Annotated in this window: 19 protein-coding genes; 9 read left to right on the plus strand and 10 right to left on the minus strand. The window is 40.8% G+C overall.

Annotated elements, in window-relative coordinates; translation table 11 throughout:
• The first annotated feature begins 201 nt into the window (after positions 1-201).
• The 3 genes from QQK06_RS15665 (at position 202) to QQK06_RS15675 (ending at position 2,031) form a co-directional block, all read left to right on the plus strand.
• Positions 202-1,158 (plus strand): zinc transporter ZntB, encoded by a 957-nt coding sequence (locus QQK06_RS15665; protein ID WP_284245708.1) that lies wholly within the window; start codon positions 202-204, stop codon positions 1,156-1,158.
• Between the two features lie 361 nt (positions 1,159-1,519).
• On the plus strand, positions 1,520-1,747 hold the full coding sequence (locus QQK06_RS15670) for a hypothetical protein (RefSeq protein WP_284245709.1): 228 nt from the start codon (positions 1,520-1,522) through the stop codon (positions 1,745-1,747).
• Positions 1,748-1,773: 26 nt separating this feature from the next.
• Positions 1,774-2,031 (plus strand): hypothetical protein, encoded by a 258-nt coding sequence (locus QQK06_RS15675; RefSeq protein ID WP_284245710.1) that lies wholly within the window; start codon positions 1,774-1,776, stop codon positions 2,029-2,031.
• Positions 2,032-2,144: 113 nt separating this feature from the next.
• Here the strand turns inward: QQK06_RS15675 and QQK06_RS15680 are convergent, their stop codons facing one another.
• Complete coding sequence (locus tag QQK06_RS15680; RefSeq protein ID WP_284245711.1) at positions 2,145-2,993, minus strand: LysR family transcriptional regulator; 849 nt, start codon at positions 2,991-2,993, stop codon at positions 2,145-2,147.
• Positions 2,994-3,140: 147 nt separating this feature from the next.
• Here QQK06_RS15680 and rimK point away from each other — a divergent pair, with 147 nt between their 5' ends.
• The 5 genes from rimK to QQK06_RS15705 are packed head-to-tail and all read left to right on the plus strand — an operon-like array spanning position 3,141 to position 7,229.
• Positions 3,141-4,046 carry a 30S ribosomal protein S6--L-glutamate ligase gene (gene rimK / locus QQK06_RS15685; protein ID WP_284245712.1) on the plus strand — a complete coding sequence of 302 codons (906 nt, stop codon included), beginning with the start codon at positions 3,141-3,143 and terminating at the stop codon, positions 4,044-4,046.
• 12 nt (positions 4,047-4,058) lie between these two features.
• Positions 4,059-5,093: a succinylglutamate desuccinylase/aspartoacylase family protein gene (locus QQK06_RS15690; protein WP_284245713.1), complete on the plus strand. Its 1,035-nt coding sequence runs from the start codon at positions 4,059-4,061 to the stop codon at positions 5,091-5,093.
• Between the two features lie 12 nt (positions 5,094-5,105).
• Complete coding sequence (locus QQK06_RS15695; RefSeq protein WP_284245714.1) at positions 5,106-5,552, plus strand: ATP-dependent zinc protease family protein; 447 nt, start codon at positions 5,106-5,108, stop codon at positions 5,550-5,552.
• The gene (locus tag QQK06_RS15700; RefSeq protein WP_284245715.1) at positions 5,536-6,417 is read left to right on the plus strand and encodes a mechanosensitive ion channel family protein; all 882 of its coding nucleotides are present in this window, start codon (positions 5,536-5,538) and stop codon (positions 6,415-6,417) included. Before QQK06_RS15695 ends, QQK06_RS15700 begins: the two co-directional genes overlap by 17 nt.
• Before the next feature lie 14 nt (positions 6,418-6,431).
• Positions 6,432-7,229, plus strand: a complete 798-nt coding sequence (locus tag QQK06_RS15705) for a class II glutamine amidotransferase (RefSeq protein ID WP_284245716.1) — start codon at positions 6,432-6,434, stop codon at positions 7,227-7,229.
• A 68-nt stretch (positions 7,230-7,297) separates the two neighbouring features.
• Here the strand turns inward: QQK06_RS15705 and QQK06_RS15710 are convergent, their stop codons facing one another.
• The 6 genes from QQK06_RS15710 to QQK06_RS15735 all read right to left on the minus strand — a co-directional run bounded on the left by QQK06_RS15710 (position 7,298) and on the right by QQK06_RS15735 (position 17,086).
• The gene (locus tag QQK06_RS15710) at positions 7,298-9,475 is read right to left on the minus strand and encodes a carbohydrate-binding protein (RefSeq protein ID WP_284245717.1); all 2,178 of its coding nucleotides are present in this window, start codon (positions 9,473-9,475) and stop codon (positions 7,298-7,300) included.
• A gap of 323 nt (positions 9,476-9,798) precedes the next feature.
• On the minus strand, positions 9,799-12,381 hold the full coding sequence (locus QQK06_RS15715; RefSeq protein WP_284245718.1) for a TonB-dependent receptor: 2,583 nt from the start codon (positions 12,379-12,381) through the stop codon (positions 9,799-9,801).
• A 172-nt stretch (positions 12,382-12,553) separates the two neighbouring features.
• Entirely contained in the window at positions 12,554-14,167 is a 1,614-nt protein-coding gene (locus QQK06_RS15720) for a glycoside hydrolase family 3 protein (RefSeq protein ID WP_284245719.1), read from the minus strand.
• An 87-nt stretch (positions 14,168-14,254) separates the two neighbouring features.
• Positions 14,255-15,031, minus strand: a complete 777-nt coding sequence (locus QQK06_RS15725) for an ATP-binding cassette domain-containing protein (protein ID WP_284245720.1) — start codon at positions 15,029-15,031, stop codon at positions 14,255-14,257.
• Positions 15,024-15,992, minus strand: coding sequence for an ABC transporter permease (locus QQK06_RS15730; protein ID WP_284245721.1), 969 nt, complete (start codon positions 15,990-15,992; stop codon positions 15,024-15,026). The genes QQK06_RS15725 and QQK06_RS15730 overlap by 8 nt, the downstream gene beginning before the upstream one ends.
• Positions 15,993-16,003: 11 nt before the next feature.
• Positions 16,004-17,086 (minus strand): substrate-binding domain-containing protein, encoded by a 1,083-nt coding sequence (locus tag QQK06_RS15735; protein WP_284245722.1) that lies wholly within the window; start codon positions 17,084-17,086, stop codon positions 16,004-16,006.
• Between the two features lie 206 nt (positions 17,087-17,292).
• Between QQK06_RS15735 and QQK06_RS15740 the strand changes: the two genes are divergently transcribed.
• Positions 17,293-18,492 (plus strand): ROK family protein, encoded by a 1,200-nt coding sequence (locus QQK06_RS15740; RefSeq protein WP_284245723.1) that lies wholly within the window; start codon positions 17,293-17,295, stop codon positions 18,490-18,492.
• A gap of 12 nt (positions 18,493-18,504) precedes the next feature.
• On the opposite strand, the gene QQK06_RS15745 is transcribed toward QQK06_RS15740, so the two are convergent.
• From QQK06_RS15745 to QQK06_RS15755, 3 genes are all read right to left on the minus strand, one after another.
• Positions 18,505-19,356, minus strand: a complete 852-nt coding sequence (locus QQK06_RS15745) for a mechanosensitive ion channel family protein (protein WP_284245725.1) — start codon at positions 19,354-19,356, stop codon at positions 18,505-18,507.
• A gap of 41 nt (positions 19,357-19,397) precedes the next feature.
• Positions 19,398-20,030 carry an MlaC/ttg2D family ABC transporter substrate-binding protein gene (locus QQK06_RS15750; protein WP_284245726.1) on the minus strand — a complete coding sequence of 211 codons (633 nt, stop codon included), beginning with the start codon at positions 20,028-20,030 and terminating at the stop codon, positions 19,398-19,400.
• 226 nt (positions 20,031-20,256) lie between these two features.
• Positions 20,257-21,765 carry a peptide MFS transporter gene (locus QQK06_RS15755; protein ID WP_284245727.1) on the minus strand — a complete coding sequence of 503 codons (1,509 nt, stop codon included), beginning with the start codon at positions 21,763-21,765 and terminating at the stop codon, positions 20,257-20,259.
• Between the last annotated feature and the right edge of the window lie 265 nt (positions 21,766-22,030).

A 22,030-nucleotide genomic window follows, 5' to 3' on the forward strand; every position in this document is an offset into this window, starting at 1 on the left:
TGATTAGAAATTTAACTTTTTGGCTATTAAGCTTTAAGTTTAAGCCAAGCTTTTTTGGGCAAGCATTAGCTACATTATTTTATCAGGAGCCAAGATAAGAGAGTAATGCTAGAAGATAGACATTAAAAAAATCGTGTGGTTATCATTCAGCTGTTGTAGGCTAGAATATACAAGAGGAAACTCTCTGAGGTTGTAATTTAAATGTCTGAGAAAAAAGAATTTTTATATGGCTATTATTTTGATAGCGGCGAGCGAGTTGCTAGCCTGAGTAGCTTAGATGCCAGTCGCCCGTATTGGCTGCATTTTGATTATACCCAGCAAAGCACAAAAGCTTGGTTAATTAACCAAAGCGAGCTTGCAGATGTCGTTATTAATGCGTTGTTAAATGAAGAAACCCGCCCGCGAGCCACAGGTGTTGATGGCGGTGCTTTAGTGTCGTTACGCGGAGTGAATTTGGCGCCAAACAGTGACCCTGAAGACATGGTCTCGGTCCGTATATGGTTTAATAACAATCGCGTGATCAGTACCAGGCGCAGGTCGTTATTATCAGCTAAAGATATAGCGAGTGAGTTTGAGCGTGGTCGGGGACCCCAAACACCGACTGAATTTGTTACTATGCTGACTGAACGTTTAATCGCACGTATGAGCAATACCATCTATGAAATAGAAGACAGGGTGGCGGAAATTGAAGAAAGCATTCTCGTGGTGAAACGCTATGAGGCGCGAAATGAATTAGCTGATTCACGCAGGCAGATTATTTCGCTGCGCCGTTATCTTTCGCCACAACGTGAAGCGATGAATCAGTTGCTGAGTGATAAATTTACGCTGTTTTCTTTAAATGAGAAAATTCACTTGCGAGAAACTACGGACAGTTTAACCCGTTTTATTGAAGATTTAGATTCGATAAAAGATAGAGCGATTGTCAGTCAAGAAGAGCTTAATAATGCCTTGGCTGAGCATATGAATAATCGGATGTATGTTTTATCGATTGTTGCCGCTATTTTTCTTCCGCTTGGCTTTTTAACTGGTTTACTCGGCATTAATGTTGGAGGCATTCCTGGGGCTGAAAATCAAAATGCTTTTGCTATTTTTATCTTGCTGCTGGTTATAGTGGTTGCACTGCAAATTTGGTTATTTAAAAAGAAAAAGTGGTTTTAATTCTATACTGTGTTGCCTGAACTTGTTTGCTAGAGCAGATAAAGTTCAGGCTACTTGTTTTTTCATCTCTAATTTTTACTTCACCTTTTCGTTGCTACTTTCATTTTCACCATACTTTATAGCAATCGAATTACCTATTTGCTCATTAAACTTTCCCTTTGGAAACTTGTCAGGAAAATCATAATTTGGCAAATTTCTTTGTCTAACTTCCCTAATATAGCGCTGTATAGGCCAATATTCATTTCACCTAGTACTAATCAAAAAATTTGATGATAACGGCGAAAATATTTCGCTTTTCTCTTGTTAATTTTAAGCACATTATCCGAGCGAACATTCAAGGTAACTTTAGTAGGGTTAAACAATGAATCTTGATAACTATGACGATACTGACTTAGCGATTGATGATGATTTGACTGATGGTAATGATAGCGGAATTGCTGGCTTTGAAATTGCCTATGGTTCTTCAAATAAAACGCTGATAAAAAGAACAGCTAAACAAAAAGGTCGTGCCAGACACAGGTTAGAACTGCTTAAAGAAAAGCGACATTTGGACCGTGAAATCGATACCTTGAGTGATTATTGGAATTAACAAGTGAAATAGAGGAATAAAAGAAGATGAGAAAGTCACTATTAAGTGCGGCACTATTGTTGACTATTAGTTTTAGCAGTTATGGTCAAGATGAAAAAGAAGCACCTGAAAAACCAAGTGCTGAGTTGGTTCAAAGCTTAATTGAAAGCTGTAAAAGCTATGCGCATGAAGATGAAGTGGCTAGCAAGGAGCTGGAGAAGTACATTCTTGCATGTGTCAATGATGAGCTTGCGTTAGATGGTTATCAACTGCTCGATAAATTGCCACAATCTGCTAATCATTAAGTCGTTGGTTTTAGCGCTTTTGTCATTTTATTGCCAGTCAAACGATTTAACTCATTTGTTATAGTGGGTTAGATGGTTTGATTGGCTTTTATGTTTAATTCTCTTTTATACCTTTATAAATTGACGTAAGGGAATAATTGAATGGTTTGTTCAATAATCTTTAGTTTATGGCTTTTTGCCAGATAAGCGGCAAAGATATCCCGGGAATAAATCGGCGCTCCCTCGACGATAAACAGCTTTGATTTTTCGATATATTCAAAGGTCATTTGTCGTGGTAGATAGGCGCTTCCTCCTGCATCTAACAGATAATTTAATGCGATCCTTGGCTGACTCATATAATGCTTGGCAGCAGGGGCATCCTGAAACTCCCGCCTGTGCTGAGCGTTCACCGCTTCACCGTAATCAACCATAATATAATTATCGCTAATCGCCTTATCACGGTGACTATTCGGCTCTGTTGCAACTAAGTGCAAAGGGACTGTTGCCACTTTTTCCGTGATCAGGTCTTCAACATAAGGCGGCTCAAAGAAAAAGGCGAGATCTGTTACCCGGCTTAATAAACTTTTACGTAATTCTATTGGGGAGTATGTATTGGTAAGTAAGCTAATATCGTCTAGGTTGCGATGAATTTTAGTTAACCAGTCCTGTAGTATGATATCCCATATTGACATCATAGAAGCAATTACTAATTGATAGTTATCATTTTGTGCTATGCCGACATCCTGCTTGGTTTTTTGCCACATAAACACTAATTCATTCGCATGCTTAATTAACCTGTGTCCCTCCGGTGTCAGTTTCAGATGTTTTTGACTACGATTAAATAGTAAAACACCAAGCTCATCTTCCAGTAGTTTGATCCGGGCACTGACAGCAGACTGAGTGATAAACAGGTTTTCAGAGGCAATTCTAAAATGCAACGTTCGGCTGACTTCTAAAAATGTATTTAATAGTTCGATTTTCATTGTGGTATCAAATTATCTATTTAATCAAAAAAATTGATTGAACTAAGCAAAATATAGCGTTTTATTGATTTAATACTAGACTATACACTGGTGTTCAAGTTTTAGCTTATTTTTTTATTATTAAAATTAATCGTAGGTATTAAGGTTATGAGAGTCGCAATTTTATCGAGAAATCCTAACTTATATTCAACTCGTCGTTTAAAAGAGGCGGGGGAAGCCAAAGGGCATGAGGTAGATATTATCGATACCTTACATTGTTATATGGATATCACTAGTAGTCGGCCTACGGTGCGTTATCACGGTGCACAACTGCCTTTGTACGATGCCATTATTCCACGTATTGGGGCTTCAGTGACCTTTTATGGTACGGCAGTGGCCAGACAGTTTGAAATGATGGGGACGTTTAATATTAACGAGTCTGTCGCGATTAGTCGCTCACGCGATAAGTTGCGCTCGTTGCAGCTATTATCTCGTAAAGGTATTGGCTTGCCACGCACTGGCTTTGCCAGTAAACCGGATAATATTAAAGATTTAATTAAAAATGTTGGTGGTGCACCAGTGGTTATTAAATTATTGGAAGGCACCCAAGGGATAGGTGTGGTGCTTGCGGATACGGCAAAAGCGGCAGAAGCAATTATTGAAGCGTTTATGGGGTTAAAAGCAAATATTCTGGTGCAGGAATTTGTTAAAGAAGCGGGTGGTGCTGATATTCGTTGCTTAGTAGTAGGTGGCCGGGTTGTTGCAGCAATGAAACGTCAGGGGGCGGAAGGGGAGTTTCGCTCTAATTTACACCGTGGCGGTAGTGCCGAAGTGGTAAAACTGTCTAAAGAAGAACGTGAAACAGCAGTGAATGCGGCAAAAGTAATGGGATTGAATTTCTGTGGGGTTGATTTGTTGCGCTCACAAAATGGTCCTATGGTGATGGAGGTTAACTCCTCCCCCGGATTGGAAGGTATTGAAACGGCAACCGGTAAAAATGTTGCCGGTATGGTCTTTGATTTTATTGCAAAAAATGCCAAACCGTTTAGCAATAAAACCCGTGGTAATGGATAAGAGTTACTAGCAATGGCGCAGAAAATAAAAGATATATTGCGTATTGGTGAGTTTGAAATAGCATTGGGTGAACAACGTAAAATTGATTTGCCTGTAGCTAAACTGTATACCGATGCGAATGTTTCTTTGCCCGTACATATTATCCGGGGCAAAAAGCCAGGCCCGAGCATTTTTATTAGCGCAGCTGTGCACGGTGATGAATTAAATGGCATCGAAATCATTAGGCGTTTGATCAGTCAGAAAAATTTTAAACTGAGCAAAGGGACATTAATTGCGGTGCCTATGGTGAATGTTTATGGCGTGGTCAATCAAAGTCGTTATATGCCAGATCGACGGGATCTCAATCGCTGTTTTCCCGGCTCTCCGAGAGGTTCGCTAGCAGGAAGGGTGGCGCATATTTTTTTAAATGAAATAGTGAAGCATTGTGACTATGGCATTGACTTGCATACTGGTGCTATTCACCGCTCTAATTTGCCACAAATTCGAGCTGATATTGCCGATGACACCACCAAGCTATTGGCACAAGTATTTGGTGTGCCTGTGATTTTAAATTCGAACATTATTGATGGCTCATTGCGCCAGGCGGCAGTGAGCAATAATACTAAAGTGTTATTGTATGAAGCGGGCGAAGCATTACGTTTTGATGAACTGTCGATACGTGCTGGCATCAAAGGCATTATGAATGTCTTACAGTATTTGGGGATGAAACGGAAAAGTGCGGGTAAAAAATCCCCGGTGGCGCCATTTATTGCCAATGGCAGTCAATGGTTGAGGGCAAATGCCAGTGGTATTGTTAATCACTCAGCCGGTTTAGGTGATTTGGTTAAAAAAGGGGATATATTGGCGGAAATTGGCAGTCCCTATGGCGAAGTGCTTGATGTGGTGATAGCGAGCAGAGCGGGTATTTTAATTGGCAGGCAAAATATTCCGTTGGTACAGGAAGGTGAAGCCATGTTCCATATTGCCTATTTTGAAGAAGATGATCAGCATATCGCAACACAAATTGAAACGGTACAAGATGATTTATTACCAGAAAAAATTGAGTAAGGTCTTAGTTTAATGAAAGAGAAAATGATTATTGGTCGTTTGGAAGCAATTGCATTACCTGAGTTAAGTATTGAAAATATGACGGTAAGGATTGATAGCGGCGCTAAAACCTCCTCTTTGCATGTTGATAATCTTAAGCAAATTACCACAAAAGGTAAGCCTTGGGTGTCATTTGATCTTCATCCCGATGTTCATAATGTTGAGAAGGTTATTACTTGCTCCGCACCTATTAGTGATATCCGTAAGGTGAAGTCGTCAAATGGTGTATCAGAACAACGTTATGTTATTGAAACTATAGTAACGCTAGGTAAAGACTCCTGGCCGATTGAAATCACCTTAACTGACCGTTCTGATATGAGTTATTTAATGTTATTTGGTCGAGAAGCTATGGGAAAGCGGTTTTTAGTGGATCCGTCCAAGGTGTATTTAGCGGGTAGTGAAGATGCAAGTCAATCTTGAACAACTTATGCAGTTATTATCACAGACTGTGGTTGTTGTTGCTGAGCAGCCAATCACCTTAGGTAACTTACTGTTAGTGCCGATGTTACTCATTGTCGGTATGGTATCTACTCGCTGGTTAGTTAAGTTTTTGACTAAAAAGCTCACCAGTGTCAAAACAGATCCTAATATTATTCACTTGTTGCGGCGCACACTCTATGTGATTGCTATCGCATTAATAATGTTCACCTTGTTAGATTTACTTAATGTCCCGATTACGGCTTTTGCCTTTCTATCTGGTGCTGTCGCTATCGGCGTTGGTTTTGGTGCACAAAATATCATTAATAATTTTATCAGTGGCTGGATACTGATGTGGGAGCGACCAATTCGTATTGGCGATTTTCTTGAAGTTGAAGAAGCTAAGGGGGTGGTTGAAGAAATCAATACCCGTTCCACTCGTATTCGACGCGTCGACGGTGTTCATTTATTGATCCCCAATAGCAAGCTATTAGAAAATACCGTTGTTAACTGGACCTTAGTTGATCGGTTAGTCAGAACTTCGGTCCGTATCGGCGTTGCTTATGGTTCGCCAGCGAGAAAAGTCGCAGATTTGATCATGCAGGCAACAACCGAACAACCGGATGTGTTACTGGAACCTCAACCGGTTGTGACTTTTGAAGATTTTGGTGATAACGCGTTAGCGTTTGAGGTGATCTTTTGGATCCATTCCAAAGTCGAAGGCGGATTACGAGTGATGCGTAGTGATATTCGCTTTCGCCTAGATGAGCTATTTGCTGAGCATGGAATAGTGGTGGCGTTTCCACAGCGTGATGTTCATTTAGATGGTGCGCTGACCATTATTAATCAAAAAGAACAAGAGAATTAAAGGCGCTATTTATTATGTGTCGATTTATTGCTTATACCGGTGAAATCACCTTGATGGAAGATTTATTGTTTAATGCCGAAAACTCTTTAGTGCGGCAAAGTAAGCAGGCAAAGATGCGGGTTAATCCCCTCAACGGCGATGGCTTTGGTGTTGGCTGGTATCCAACCCATAGTGATGAACTGCCCGGTACGTTTGTCAGTATCGAGCCGGCGTGGAGTAATCGCAATTTAAGCCAGATAGCTACTAAAATTCCCACTAAGCATTTTTTTGCTCATGTGCGAGATGCTTCCGTGGGGATGCCAGTGTCACAAAGTAACTGTCATCCATTTCAATATGGCCGCTATTTGTGGATGCATAATGGCAGGCTAGATCAATTTAGTTGCTTTCGACGTCTGTTGTTAAGTGAATTATCTGATCAGGCATTTGATTTTATTAAAGGTAACACAGATTCAGAATGTGCGTTTGCGCTGTTTTTAGATGAAATAGCCTTTGATCAACAGGCGAGCCATAGCAAACTGGTACAGGGGATGCGTAATACCATTGAAAAAATCAGTGATTATCGTCGGCAAGTTGGGGCTAGCACGAATGCTTTTATTAATTTTGCCTTAACTAATGGTCAGGAAAGTGTGTTTACCCGTTATTCAACATTAGCTGATGTCAGGCCTGCTTCGTTGTTTTATCATCAAGAAGGCGAAAACATTATTGTTTCATCGGAACCTGTGACAGAAAATAGTGACTATTGGACTAAGGTTGAGCGCAATACCTTGCTATCGGTTTGTGCTAATAAGGTCGTTGCGGAAGCGTTATTTTAGCTGATTACGCTTGAATGGTATTAAAAACAAAAGGCGCCTTAATGGCGCCTTATGAAGTATGGTAAATTTTACTGGCAATCTTCAACGTAATCCCATGGTGCACCGCTTTCAGGGTTGTTGTTTTGGCTCCACCAACGTGCTTGGTAGATTTTGCCATTATAAGTTGCTTGCATACCACCTGTGTAAACACTTGCTGCATCCCATTGAGCAGGGCAACTAACACCTGGTTCAAAGGTAACGGACAATGTATGTGCCGCATTTAGACCAGGGAAAGTATAGCTTGAAGCTGTGGCAACTGTTTGACCATCAACTGTTATCGAGGCAACTTTGAAACCAGCATCAGCATTAAAGTTCACTGTATAGTCGCTGCCGCCTTTTGCGTTAATTACATTGTTGCTATCAGGAGTTGGTGAAATACTGCCACCAGAGCCATTGACTGTCGCGGTTATTGGGTAAAAGACTGGGATATCGATAGTGATATCTGAGTAATTACCGTTAACGAACTCAAAGTTAGTAGCAGAGAGCTCGCTGACATTGGTATTTAATAAAATTAGTTGTTTATTATCTCCGCCCGATGTCGCGTCGACTAAGCTTAATATCGCATTATTGCCATCTTGCGTCAGCTCCAGTTGGCTAAAACTATAGTTAAATAGCGGCATGCTAATAACCGTTTTTTCAACGCTAAAGTTATTGATTGTTAATACTTTATTCCAGCCCCAGTTTTGACTGCTTAGCGGCACAATATAACCTAAGCGATCAAAGCCACCGGTTACATTAGTAAACATTTCGGCAGATAAATCAGCAAGTGTTAAACCAGTTAACGTAATTGAGCTATAAATACCGCCATCAGCAGCTTGTACGCCAATAACTAATGCGTTATCCGTTTCATAAGCTTTTAAGTGTTTAAAACCTATGCCAGCGGTACCTTTTACTTTATCCACCGCAGGGTCAAAATTGTTTACTGTTTGTTTGCCTGACCAGGCAATTGCATAAACATTGGAATTGACGATAACGGCCTCTGTATCTGCTGATATTTGGCTGGCCGTAACGCCATTAATCACCACGTTTTGACTCGCAAACTGCAATTGTGCTCCGTTTGTGGTGTCAGTGACGGTTAAGTTAGCCAATGGTGAGCTATTTGCCCAGTCTCGTAAAATGATCCGATCTTCACCAACAGTGAAATCCTGTATTGTCGTCACAGCGTTTGCTTGTTCATTTAACTCAATGATATCAACACCGCCACCAGTAATAACTATATCGTTGCCCCAGCCAGCTGACATCGTTTCGTTGTAACTTGAGCCTTCGATTGTATCGTCTGCAGGGGTATCAAAAATGGTATTATAGCCACCAAATTTATAGACATACTTGGTAATACAAGTTCCTAATTCGTCGCAAGTAATTTGATCTTTTGTTAATAAAGCACCAACCCCCCAGGCGCCACGTAAATGGGCTGCGGCCAAAATACCAGACATAGTGGCTTGTATGGTAATTGGGTTATTGTCATCATCATAGCCAGGCCAAGTTTTAGCGAGCGCTTGGGTCCAGGTCATATTGGCGTCTTCGAGCAGGCCACTGATCACAGAATAGTTAAAACGCATCGCGTCACGCATCACCAGTTCTTGTTTTTCTGGTTTAACTAAATCGGCGAACGAATTGACGCCATTGCGGCCGGTGAAGGTGCCTTGCCATTTATTAATATCAGTGACATAGACTTTGTTGCCACCAGACCCTGGGATTTCTGCTAACGCTTCTGTTTTACACCCAATCCAAGTGCTATCATCAACAAACATGTAGAAGCTGTCATATTCAACGCCATCAATTGTAACAACATTCGGGCTATAATAGCCTGAGTCAATTAACACCGCTTCACCTAATTGATAGCCAACAAAGCCCCAGGCATTCATTGAGTTATACTGCATTTGTTTAAACATTTGAGCATCATTAGGTGTAGCTGGGTTATAAATATCATCGATACCTAATTTGGTAAAAAACTCATTAATAGTGGTTGGTTCAGAAACCATAGAACCTGTTGCACAATCTCGGACCAAGCGGCCAGGTGCTGTTACCTTGGCATAAGTGTATACCGGGTTGTTAAGGTTTTGTGCATAGAAATCAGCTAAATATGGGTTAATACCTGATTCAAAATTTCTCACTGAATCTAGAAAGTCTTGTACACCACCATTTGCCGCATTGGCGTGACAAGCGATGGCTAAACTAATAGCGGTTGTTAACGCGAACTTTTTCATTTTTTTATCCTTTTACTCACAAGTAGATGATTGTTGTTTGTTAATAATTCGTCTTTGTTTGTTTTTTGTTCGGTTTAACAACATTAGAAGCTAAAAAATAATATGTCAATTGTTTTTACTAATTGTTTTGTTTTAACTTAAAATGTCGATAATGGAGGGGGATAGTGAGAGGTGAGCAAAAATAGTCAGGTTGAAAATCAACCTGACGTTTCTGGAAAGGAAAAGTCCCTTTCAAAATCGTTTTTAATCGTTATTAAAAACGATACTTCTCCTACTTGGAACGTGTGTAAACAAACCAAATAGGCTAAGTTCCTGTGCGATATTTAGAATTTAATACTCGCGCCGAGGTAATAACGGGCACCAAATTCATCGATACTGTGGATGACATTGCCATAGTCTGGCTGACGTAAAATCATCGCTTCGTTGGTTAAATTAACGGCTTCCAGAGAAATATCAACATTTTCCATCGCATGCCATACAAGAGATGCATCTATTTGGCTGTAGGCATCGTTAACACTGTCGCTACCGCTGCCGTTATATTGGCGCATCCATTCGTCACGATAGTTATAGGCCAGACGAGCGCTAAAGTTATCGTTTTCAAAGTAACCTGAAATATTGAAAGAATTTTTCGATACTTCATTTAGTGGTACGGTTTTACCAGCAGAATTTGTTACTTCGCTGTCGGTATAGGTATAGTTACCTTGGAAGCCAAAGCCATTACCAAAATCATGTTGGAGTTGGAGTTCTAATCCTGTGACATCTGCGGTACCCACATTACGAGAACGGGTCACTAAACATGTTGCTGAACAACCGGCATAAGACTCAGTCGCCGCAGTCGTTTCAATATAATCACTGATATTTTTGATAAATAGCGTGGCACCCACAACCGAGGCGCTGTCAAAATACCATTCTAAACCAATGTCGTATTGATCTGCTTTGTATGGGTCGAGATCCGGGCTACCAACAGTGGCGGTAGCAAAACTAACGGAAATAGTTTCGGCCATTTGCATATCGTCATAATCGGGACGCGATAGGGTAGAACCGGCGGCAAAACGAAATATCAGCTCATCGGTAATGTCAGCTGCAATATTGACGCTAGGTAAAAAGTTACTATAATTTTTCTTCCCTTGTGACGGCTTACCATCAATACTGCCTTTTGATAAAACGTCGGTATCAACAAAGCGCAGCCCTATGTTGCCGCGAAAGCCTTCTCCCTGAAAATTGGCTTTAAGATAAGCCGCTGTCATATCTTCTTCAATGGAAAATTGACTTAAGGTGGTGGTGTCAGTAGCTTGATTTTGTTTCGCGTAAGCCCATATCTCACGGTTTGCTATTGGGAAAGCAGATAAACTGCCAGAACGACCTTCCTTACTATGTAGTCCGCTGACAAAACCGCCGTTAAAATCAGCAAGGGTTAACCCTTGAGCGATCGCTTGATTAACATCAACATCTCGATAATCTCCGCGAGAGGAGAAGGTTTGATTTTGAAACTTTACGCCTGCTTCAAGGGTGGAGAAAATCCCTCTATCGAGCTGATAACTAAAGTCCGATTGAAAATAATCAATATCGTTATCACGAATATAATTGATATAGGTAAATTCCTGGAAAATTTTAAAGTTACTGTGACTGCTCATGTAATCAGAATTCGTTGGAATGATTTCGAGCGCACCATCAACATCATAGGTATAACCCGCGTTGGCTGTATTGTCGGTATCTCCCCACCAGGTACTGCTTTGCTTGGTACGCCCCTCGGCTGTCGAGCTACCGGCGACCATATTGAGTGACCAGTTATCGGCATCATATTCTAGGGTTAAATTAAGTGCATCAGTTTGCATTTCTGGAGTACGTAATACCGTGTTGTTAAATAATGGTGCAAGCCCAGCACCATTCGCGCCGTTAGTAGTTGCGCGCGTGATCACGCCTGCATCATTATGTGTGATCGAGTCACCATCGAGGGTGCCAAAACCAACAATGCCAAATAGGGCTGAGTTGTTGTGATCGTTGTTTAGCTCAAACAGGTTGTAGTTTACACTTAGCGCAAGATTCTCAGATGGCAGGTATTGCATTGTTAACTGTGTACTGGAGCGTTCTCTATCTTCATCAAATAAAATTGAAGACATCGCGCCATAGCTGCTATGGGTCACACCTTTATCGTCTGTTAGACTGGCACTGCCTGGAGTACCAAAGTTTGATAATGTTTCGCGATATACTTTTGACTCTTCATTTGAGTAAGCCACTAATATACCGAAAGTTTCATCATCTGTTTTCCAGCTACCTAAGGCCGAATAAGCCGGGTCCCATTCTTGGGCATTGTCGTGGTAGGCACTTTCGGCAGAGGCAAATATAGTGCCTGACTCTAGTTCTAAAGGTTTACGCGTTCTTAAGTTAACAGTACCACCGATTGCCCCTTCATTAACATCCGCTTCTACGGATTTATATAAGTCCATACCAGAGATTTGCTCAGCAGCTAGCATTTCAAAGTTAAAACTACGGTTAATTCCACCTAAGTCAAACCAGCCAACACTGGCAACATTTTGCCCGTTAAGTAACACCATACTGTGTTCAGGTGCAGTACCACGAACAGTGACACCATTAACTTCGCCATAGGTACGAACCACAGTGACACCAGGAATACGCTGCATTGCATCACCGATATTTTTATCGGGAAATTTACCTATGTCTTCGGCTGAGATTGAATCAAGGACAGAGTCAGAAAAGCGCTTGTTATTAAGGGCTGCAGTTAAACTGCCGCGGATGCCTTTTACTTCAATCACTTCGATATTTTCAGCGTTATCTTTTTCTGCTGCAACGGCACAGTTGCTCATCCCCATTAACGCAATAGCGCTAAATGATGCACATAACAGCGAGGTATTGTGTCTAATTTGATTGTGTAGTGTTACCGACATGGTTTTTTCCTTTATTGTTATCTGCTCATGGTGCTTAACAACATGTACCGAAACGGAAACTAAGCTGAGCGAATGTTATGGTTATAATTTTTTATATTTTATGTCAATTGTTTTTACTAATTAATAATCAATCATTTTGACTAAATGTCAATAGCTTTCTTTTGTAAATTTATTAATTTGCGTTTAGCAGGGTGTAAGCGAGCGCTTTTGCGCTTTCTTTTCGGCTTGAGTAACTGCATATATAGCTTGATAGTTCGGGTAATTGTGCCAAGTGATAATCAGAACGTAGTGCTAAGACAATGACATTATCGCCGAAAAGCTCTAGCGCTTGTTTTATGCGTTCGGTTTGTGATTGCTGGTCAAAGTCTTCCCCTGGCAGAGGATAATCTTCCGTCAGTATCACCAGAGGAGCTGCATTATTTAGCTGACCTTTGCCATTGAGCAATTCCAGGAAGTGCTCAAATGACAGTAATTCAACATTGGCGTTTAATTGCTTAAGCTGTTCGATAACAACGCTACTGGCGCTATAGGGATCGTTCGGGCCAATTCCTCGGCTATTGACCAGTTTGTCGTATCCTTTGGGATCGGCGGCACAGGCCAAGGTAAAGTGTTGGCTGCCAAGTGGTATCAATTGATGTTGATTCCGAATAATTGTGATTGCGCTTTTCGCCGCATTTGCTGAAATTTCAGTACACTGCGACTTTGTTAATGGTGTTATTAGGTGTCTTGTTTCTAATTTTTCATATTTAAAGCAAAGTAGATGTTTTAATGTTTGATCAATTTGCTGTTCAGGTAACTCGCCTGATTTGACCGCTTTGATAACCCCTTGAATAGTTTCTTGCTGTATTTGCTTATAAGGAGTGGTTTCGTTCTCGTAATGCTCTTCACTGAGCATGATCAAATGTGCGCCTGCTTTTAACGATAATATTGCCGCTTCGCTTGGCGTGTAATAATGGCGCATTGCCCACATGTTCATACTGTCGGTAATGATCAGACCGTTAAAGCCCATTTGTTTTTTCAGGATATCGGTTAACAGGGTTGTTGATAAGGTTGCCGGATAGTTTGGATCGATTAACGGATAGTTAATATGCGCAGTCATTATCATCGAAACATCAGCAGCGATGGCGGCTGCAAAAGGTTGCAAGTCTTGCGCGTTTAATTGCGCCAATGTTTTATCCACTTTAGGTAGGGTACGGTGGCTATCGGTTGCGGTGTCGCCATGGCCGGGGAAATGTTTTGCACATGTCAGGTTTCCTGTTTCTAATACACCTGACACCGCGGCAACAACGTGGTTACTGACCGTTGTTGTGTCTTCGCCAAATGAACGTTGGCCTATGATAGGATTATCTGGGTCTGCATTGATGTCAGCGCAAGGAGAAAGCAGAGTGTTGTAGCCAATTTCCTGCATCTGCTGGGCGAATACAGCATACATTTGCTTGGTTTGCGCGACGTTATTTGCTTTACCTAAGGCTAAATTACCTGGGCCTAAATCAGTTTCCTGGGTTAAAATTCCCCATGCACCTTCTTGATCTACCGCCAATATCAGTGGCGCGTCGCATGAGCGTAATGCCGCTTGTTGCTGCAAGCTATGAGATAATTTTTTGGCATCAGCCAGTGAATGTGCGTTATCGTCGGTAATATAAAAGCCGCCAACGTGATAATGTTTAATTAACTCTTTGGCATAGCTAATATCTTGTCCTGAAAATGCTAAAATAAAGAGCTGCCCGACTTTTTCCTCAATAGATAAAGTGGCGATTAATTGCTCAACCTTTCGACTACTGTTCATAGATAATCCTTTAAATAGCTAAATTTTGCGTGTAAAAAGCTAAGCAGCATGAAAAATCATGCTGCTAGTACAGGCTAATATATTGTATTAAGCGGCTACGCTGGTGGCTCCGGTGATTAATGATACTAGATCTTCTTTCGTCACGTCGTTGACGCAAACATCGGCGACAGATGTGCCTTGATAAAGGACAACAGCGCGATCACAAGTGTCTTTGACATGCTGCATGTTATGGCTGATGAGTAGCACTGCAACTCCTTGTGAACTGATCACTTTGATCAGTTCGTTTACTTGCGCACTTTGTTCAACGCCGAGTGCCGCGGTCGGTTCATCCATGATTACTATGTCTGCGCCCCAGTTTACTGCCCGTGCAATGGCAATAGCCTGGCGTTGGCCACCAGATAAGTTGTGAATTTTTTCTTTGTAGGAAGGGATACGCGTATTTAAACGATTGAGGGATTTGCGAGCCCGTCTGGTCATCGCTTTAGTATCTAACCAGCCAAGCCAGCGTAAGATTGGGTTTTTATGCTTTATTTCTCGATTGAGGAATAAGTTTTGCACTATATCAAATTCCGGGATCATCGCGAGATCTTGAAATACCGTTTCTATGCCAGCGTCTCTGGCATCTTCTGGTGAGCTGATCTTAACGGTTTCACCATTGACAATAATATCGCCTTTATCTGGTGAATGAATGCCGGAAATACACTTGACCAGTGTCGACTTACCGGCACCGTTATCGCCGAGTAATCCGACGACTTCGCCTTTGTTTATTTTAAAAGAAACGTCTTTTAGCGCGTGGACACCGCCAAAACTTTTGGCGATATTGGTTAATTCTAACGCTGTTTGATCTAAAGCTGTTCTAGCCATTTCTATACTCCTTGACACCAATAGCCACCGCAATAATAAGAATGATGCCACGGGCGATCATCTGTTCGTTCGTTGAGAAACCGGACAAAATAAGGCCGTTATTGATCATACCCATTAACCATGAACCTAAGATGGCACCAACAATACAAGCTCGACCGCCAAATAAACTAGTGCCTCCGATGGCAACAGCAGCAATAACGGTAAGTAAGTCTGCTTCCCCCAAAGTGTAGCGAGCACCGTGTAAGCGGCCTGCATATAATAGTCCAGCTAATGCAGCTGCTGTAGAAGAAGCAAGTAAGGCATATAAGCGTACCCGGGTTACTTTTATACCCATAGCGCGTGCTGCGTTTGGGTTACCGCCAACCGCCAGTAGATGTCGGCCAGCGGAAAGTTTATTTAGTACCAGATATGCTGCTAAGCTGATGACCAGAGTCCAGATAAGCAGTACCGGAATGTTAAATACCGAACCGGCACCGAACATAAAGGTAAAGCTTTGATTGATAATTGGCACAGATTCTAAATTAGTTAGTTGACGGGCAATACCGGTAATTACCCCCATAGTACCTAAGGTAATCAATAAGGAAGAAACTTGTAGTCGTTCAATTAATAAACCGTTAATTAACCCTACAGTTACCCCAACCAACAAGGCTCCTAACACCGCGAGCGGGATGCCGGTATGTTGTAATAATAATGCGCCAACCAGTGCACTTAAAGCAACTACTGAGCCAATAGATAAATCAATATGGCCAACGGCTAAGGCGAACGTTAAACCGACCGCCATTATGGTTAATGGCGCGGTTTGTTTCACAATATTCATAAAGTTGGATACGGTGAGAAATGCGGTATCTTGTAAAAGGGCAGCAAAAAATAGCAGTACAAACAAAAAGATGTAATAAATGTACGCTTCTTTTTTAATGGCCAGTTGTTTCACTTGGCTTAGGGTTAAGCTTTGAACACTCATCTTGGTTCCTTTTATTGTGTTAAGGCTTGGTTAAGTAATTTTGGCAAACTTGTCTTAAATGCATGTTGCCATACGGTTGCGATATTGTGTTTTGTCACTTTATCAAAGGGGACGATAGTAACTGGTGCCGCGGGTTTATTTAAAATGGCGCCAGCACCTATTTTCGCCATCGTTGCGCCGATATCAAACGGCCGATCAGCAACCGTTGCATATAGATTTCCATCAGTCGCCATATCTAATAAATTGTTGACACCTAAGTCATGAGTAATGACTTTAATATCCGGGCGATCGAGTGAGCGCAGCGCTTCAATGACGCCTTCAGCTGCGCTATCCCAGGAAACATAAATTGCTTGTAAATCTGGGTTTTGTAATACCATAGCAGCAGCAATATTACTGGTTTCATGTTCTTTGACAAAACCTTTTTCACTGATGACGCTAATGTGCGGATATTGTTGAATTGCCTCTCTAAAGGCTTGATCTCGGTTATTGGTGATAAAATAGTTAGCATCATGGAAAATAATGCCTAATTTGCCGTTATTCTCTAATGCATCGCTGGTGAGTTCTGCCGCCGCTTTACCCATACCAAACATGTCGTCGGTCACAATCCCCGCGTAATCTTTACCATGAACAAAGCCTTCTATAGGATTACTTAACAGCACCAATTTGGCGCCGTTACTGATGGTTTGTGCGTAAGTTGCTTTAGTGCTGGTACTGTCTACCGATAATGAAAGAATAATGTCGGGGTTCATCGCACTGATATTTTCTAAGTCAGCCACCTGTTTTGCCGGATCAAACTGTGCGTCAGTAATAGCAACAACCTTAATGCCTAACTCTTCGAACGCTTGTTTAGCACCGTTGGTTACCGCACTTACCCAGGTACTTGAACCGTGCCATGCTAGCGCTGCTGTGAGTTTTTTGGCTTTCAGCTGCTGGATTTGCTTTGCCGATAAAACCACGTTGGCAGACTTTTCTGCATCATGTAAATTGTCTAAATTAAGTGCATTGGCGGGTGAACATATCACCATCAGCACCAAGACAGATAAAAGGTATGGTTTTAGTTTTTGTAATGTAATGAGGTGACCTAAAACAGCCATTAATAACGTCCTAATTTATAACCCTATGCTCTCTATAGTAAAGTGATAAAATATTATGTCAAACATTTTGACTTAATATTTTGTTTTTAATTTTATTTAGCTTTTGTTCAAGTTATAAGCAAAATTGTTTAGTGCTAACTATGTTTTATTGGCAACAAAATCAGTACAATAGTTAAGGTAGACATTTATTAAAAGGTTGATTTCACTTGAAAGGCTCAAATTCAAAACAAAATAAAGCCTTAAACTTACGCTTAGTGTTGTCGGAAATAGTTACCCAGGCGCCAATTTCTCGGGTAGAAATTTCACGGACAACCCATTTGACTAAACAAACCATTACCAACATGGTGGAAGAGTTATTGTCAGCAAATTTAGTGATTGAGACAGGGGTGAAAAAAGAGGGAGCGGTAGGTAAGCCTTCTAAAATGTTATCAATCAACCCGGAAGCTACCTATAGTCTGGCGCTTCGTGTCTTCAATGATAAAATTGAAGCGGGTATTTTTTCCCTGTTAGGGCAAGAGATTGCCGTGACTGAACATAGTTATCTTTCAGGCGTCCTTAATGAAGAAAATTTACTTGCCGAAATCGCTAAGCTTTATCAAGAGTTACTGGTTGAGAGCCAGTTAAGTGAGTTAAACATTTTAGGGGCTGGGCTGTCGTTTGTATCTCAACGTCACCACGATCTCTCTACTTATCAATACAATTTAGCTTTTAAACAAAAGTTGGCAGAAAAACTGGCTTTACCGGTCGCAAGCGAAACAACTGCAGCCGCATGTGCTGCATTTCAAATGCTTTATGGTGAAGCTAAGCAATTACACAGTTTTGTTTGCGTGCATATTTCTGACGTCGTTGAAGCTGCAGTGGTTTATGACAGAAAAATACTATTGGGACAAAATGGCTTAACTGGGGCAATAGGCGAAATGTTTGTCACCCCAGAAACAGATGATAAAACGGCAGAGTTAGGGCGATTAAACGACTTTGTTTCGCTTTGTTCTTTAAAGCAAGCACTGGGTAAAAACTTTACCAGTAATGAAGACTTAGCCCAGTATTGTCTGGCAAATCAAGATAAGTTGACCCCTTGGTTCGAGCAAGCAGCAGAGCCGATGCGAATCGCGATTCATAGCTTAGAAACAATATTAAATTGCCAAACCATTATTATTGGTGGTGATGTCAGTTCATGGTTTTTAAATAAATTTATTACGCAATTGCGACCATATATTCCTTCTGTTTCTCAGTATGGGGACAGGGAAGTGGTGCGGGTGATCAAAACACCTAATGTTGAGCAAGTTGCCTTAAAAGGTGCGGCGACACTACCTTTACACGCGGCCTTGTCGATTGAAAATATGCAAACGCTTGCTTTACCTCAGTTTGAAAAATTAACAGAAGTACAGGCACTTATTTTTAATTAAATGCCTGTTGGTTTATGCTTGTGCTATTTTGGCTTTTTCAGCAAACCATAAGCGCATAAAATCACCTGTGAGTTTCTGCTCTATTTCCAGCGCCTGTTCGGTCGGGCAAAATATAGTAAAAAATACCTGAGTATCTCCAAGTTCCGAGGTCGCTATTTGAATATGTGGCTCAGGGCCAGCAATATTTATCTCTAGGCGACTCTCAATCAACTGGTTATAGCGGATAGCGACATCTTTAAAGTCATCACAATATAACCGTGCTTTTTCATACAAGCTATCTAAAAACTCAAACGGATTAACGCTATCATCCCGAACGATAGTGAAATGATGCATGGCATAACGTTTAAGAAAGTTCAGGTTTTTGATCACTGAGGTGATTAACTGACTGTTAGGCAGGTACAAGGTTTTTCCGGTATATTGGTAACTATCTTTATCGACTTCTAATATGGTCATTTTGGCCCAGTCGGTGGAATGGACTTCACCAAAATGATGACCAACTTGGATCCAGTCACCAATACGAAATGGTCTGCTTGATAATAAGTAAACAAAACCAATAAAGCATTGAATAAACTCTCGCGTTGCCAACACGATAGCAACAACAAAAGCGGCAATGGAAATTGCAAATTTTTGAATTTCTTCCGACCAGATATTAAAGATGATCACTATCATTAATAGGGTAAACAAGTTGTTAACCATATTAATTTTTATTCGTTTGTCCTGTTTAGACTTTCGTTTGATCGCTTTCACTAATAACAGTTTGATCAGCAAAAATACCGTTATTAACAGTAAGCTCAGAAAAAACTTGTTAGTGAATACCGGGGCGATAAAGTTAATGAGGCTTGTTAGGGTCGCATTATTCTGCATTAGAGATATCTGTTTTTCCTTTATTATTAAGAGGTAAAAATTTAATTAGCTTTACTGATATTTAGCTCGTTCAGTTTAATCAGGGTTTGTTCAATACCATTTTGTCGAATGCTGCTGTTAATTTCTTTTAATTTAGCATCGAGTAAACTGATCCCTTCGATGACAATATCAAAAAACAGCCACTCTTGGCTAGCTGACTTGCGCAATTTTACCGTTGCTTGATTAGTTTTATTAATGCCAATGATGGTGATATTCACCATAGCTAATTTACCACTTTTAGAGACGTTACTTTGCTTATAGCTTAGTGACTCATTGTTGTACTTACTCAGTAAATGACTGTAGCTATTGATGAGCTGTAATGATAATTCATGCTCAAAATGCACTTTTTGCTGCTCGGATAATTGTGTTAAGTGCTGAGCAAGTACCTTATAAGCAAAAAATTTCGTATCCACTTCTGGTAATAATTCAGTGCTCAGCACTGCTTTTATTGTGTGTAGATTAAAATTACCTGCTAATTTGAGTTGCTTGAGTGAACTTTCAATCCGACTAAACACTGTTTTTACTTTGTTGTCAGCGGATAATTCGTTGGCCATTGCCCCTGCGGCAATTAAGATACTTAACAGTAAAAACGCCAGTACTAATGCATCGAGGTACCAAGTGTGTTTTCTTTTCATTGGCTTGTAACATATGAAAGATTTGATTGGAGTAGCGTCATTGTAAAGGGCATCGACAAACAGGAAAACGTAATAATTTTTGTCGCGCTAATTAAAAATTTTGATTGATACGTCTAGTTTAAATAACATTATTGATTTGTTGGTCAATAAAAAGAAGCCAGTGGCTAAATTTAGTCACTGGCTTCGATGATTTCATTTTAATTATCTAATCTAATGTAAGCGTAATTTATTTAACGCCGTGCATCAGTTTATTAATAAATGGCGCTAGGATAAGTAACACCACGCCACCCGCCGCTAACAGCCAGAAGCTAAAGCTAAAACCTGAAAGTGCGGAAGCAACTGTCATTCCTGTTTCTCCGCTCATTGAACCGGCAATGATACCGGAGAAGTTATTTCCTATGGCGGTACTTAAGAACCAGCCACCGAAGGCAAAGCCTGCTAGTGACGCTGGGATTAATTTACTGACCATAGATAAGCCAATCGGTGATAAACAGAGTTCACCTATGGTATGTAATACATAACAAGCTGCTAATGGCCATAACGGGATCATGTTATTGCTATTGAGCAGACTTTCTAAGGCATACATTAAGACCAAGAAACCTAACCCTGTAGCTAATAAACCGATGGCAAATTTTTGTGGAATATTAGGCTCAAAGTTGCGCTTTGAGCTGAACAACCAGATAGCGGAAACAATAGGCGCAAAAATTAATATAGCGACTGAGTTAACTGACTGGAACCAGGCTATTTCGAAAGTAAAGGTCTCTGTGATAGTACGATCAACGATATTTTGCGCCAAGAAGGTAAATGAACTTCCCGCTTGTTCGAAAAAGGCAAAAAAGACCACGTTAAATAAGAACATGATTAAACAGGCGATCACTTTTTCAAATGCCACCTTGCCCTCTTTTTTCGTTTCAACTAGCAACATCGCGGCAAGCGCAACAAAGATAGCAAATAAAATCCACGCCAGTACTTGGGCACCAGCGTACGCCATTAAGATATAAACTGGAATAATAGATAAAACGGCGCCAACAATCACTTTTAATAACCGTTGTGTTCTTATTGGGGTTTTTTCTAATGCGCCAATGCCTTTTAATTGCTTACGTCCGATATAAAACCAGACATAACTGATCAGCATACCAACGCCAGCTGCAGCAAACACCATTTTGTAGTTCGTCATCATTGGCGTGTCAGTATAGGTACTGGCTAGCCATTGAGTAATGATAGGCGAGACCATGGCACCGGCATTAATGCCCATATAGAAGATACTAAACCCACGGTCGCGTCGCGGATCGCCATGCGGATAAATTTTACCGACTAGGTTAGAAATATTAGGCTTAAATAAGCCGTTACCGACAATCACGGTTGCCAGACCTACCATAAATAAGGTTTGATTGGGCAGCATGATCATAAAGAGGCCAAGCCCCATAATAAGGGCGCCAGTAAGGATGGAATGCTGAGCCCCGATGATTTTATCGGAGACATAGCCGCCAAAAATGGCACTGGCATATACTAAGGCTAAGTAAGCACCATAGGTGTTAGAGGCAAACGATTGGCCAGATGGATCACCGTTAAAAAATTGTGCAACGATGTAAAGGGTTAATGCCCAACGAATGCCATAAAAGGCAAAGCGTTCCCAAAATTCGGCCATAAAGAGCATCCAAAGTGGCTTAGGATGTCCCCATAGGTTATCGAATTCAGGAATATTTGATGGCGAAGTAGTGTGCGCACTTGTCATATTATTATTCCAATACTGTTATTATTAGTTGCATACTGTATACGCTTATCAAGCAGAAGAAAATTAATTATAGTAATTTTTGCAAAATTAATTAAAACAATTGTTTGTGTTTTCCGTGAATAATTCGGAAATTTATTGTTTCATCAGTTGTTTATCTTGAATTTGTCGTTGTGAGCTGATTATTGCTTTTTCACTGATTTTAATTAATACCTTGATGAATAATATTTGTACTTGTGCTTGTAAGACTAATAGCGTAAGTGTGTAA

Source organism: Thalassotalea insulae, assembly GCF_030161395.1.
In the GTDB taxonomy this organism is placed as follows: Bacteria; Pseudomonadota; Gammaproteobacteria; order Enterobacterales; family Alteromonadaceae; genus Thalassotalea_E; species Thalassotalea_E insulae.

Excerpts from the sequence above, each read along its gene's own strand:
- QQK06_RS15705 (WP_284245716.1), top strand. The coding sequence starts at position 6,432 with ATGTGTCGATTTATTGCTTATACCGGTGAAATCACCTTGATGGAAGAT.
- QQK06_RS15700 (WP_284245715.1), top strand. The coding sequence starts at position 5,536 with ATGCAAGTCAATCTTGAACAACTTATGCAGTTATTATCACAGACTGTG.
- QQK06_RS15690 (WP_284245713.1), top strand. The coding sequence starts at position 4,059 with ATGGCGCAGAAAATAAAAGATATATTGCGTATTGGTGAGTTTGAAATA.
- QQK06_RS15755 (WP_284245727.1), bottom strand. The coding sequence starts at position 21,765 with ATGACAAGTGCGCACACTACTTCGCCATCAAATATTCCTGAATTCGAT.
- QQK06_RS15750 (WP_284245726.1), bottom strand. The coding sequence starts at position 20,030 with ATGAAAAGAAAACACACTTGGTACCTCGATGCATTAGTACTGGCGTTT.
- QQK06_RS15665 (WP_284245708.1), top strand. The coding sequence starts at position 202 with ATGTCTGAGAAAAAAGAATTTTTATATGGCTATTATTTTGATAGCGGC.
- QQK06_RS15730 (WP_284245721.1), bottom strand. The coding sequence starts at position 15,992 with ATGAGTGTTCAAAGCTTAACCCTAAGCCAAGTGAAACAACTGGCCATT.
- rimK (WP_284245712.1), top strand. The coding sequence starts at position 3,141 with ATGAGAGTCGCAATTTTATCGAGAAATCCTAACTTATATTCAACTCGT.
- QQK06_RS15720 (WP_284245719.1), bottom strand. The coding sequence starts at position 14,167 with ATGAACAGTAGTCGAAAGGTTGAGCAATTAATCGCCACTTTATCTATT.
- QQK06_RS15715 (WP_284245718.1), bottom strand. The coding sequence starts at position 12,381 with ATGTCGGTAACACTACACAATCAAATTAGACACAATACCTCGCTGTTA.
- QQK06_RS15680 (WP_284245711.1), bottom strand. The coding sequence starts at position 2,993 with ATGAAAATCGAACTATTAAATACATTTTTAGAAGTCAGCCGAACGTTG.
- QQK06_RS15675 (WP_284245710.1), top strand. The coding sequence starts at position 1,774 with ATGAGAAAGTCACTATTAAGTGCGGCACTATTGTTGACTATTAGTTTT.
- QQK06_RS15710 (WP_284245717.1), bottom strand. The coding sequence starts at position 9,475 with ATGAAAAAGTTCGCGTTAACAACCGCTATTAGTTTAGCCATCGCTTGT.
- QQK06_RS15670 (WP_284245709.1), top strand. The coding sequence starts at position 1,520 with ATGAATCTTGATAACTATGACGATACTGACTTAGCGATTGATGATGAT.
- QQK06_RS15745 (WP_284245725.1), bottom strand. The coding sequence starts at position 19,356 with ATGCAGAATAATGCGACCCTAACAAGCCTCATTAACTTTATCGCCCCG.
- QQK06_RS15735 (WP_284245722.1), bottom strand. The coding sequence starts at position 17,086 with ATGGCTGTTTTAGGTCACCTCATTACATTACAAAAACTAAAACCATAC.
- QQK06_RS15695 (WP_284245714.1), top strand. The coding sequence starts at position 5,106 with ATGAAAGAGAAAATGATTATTGGTCGTTTGGAAGCAATTGCATTACCT.
- QQK06_RS15725 (WP_284245720.1), bottom strand. The coding sequence starts at position 15,031 with ATGGCTAGAACAGCTTTAGATCAAACAGCGTTAGAATTAACCAATATC.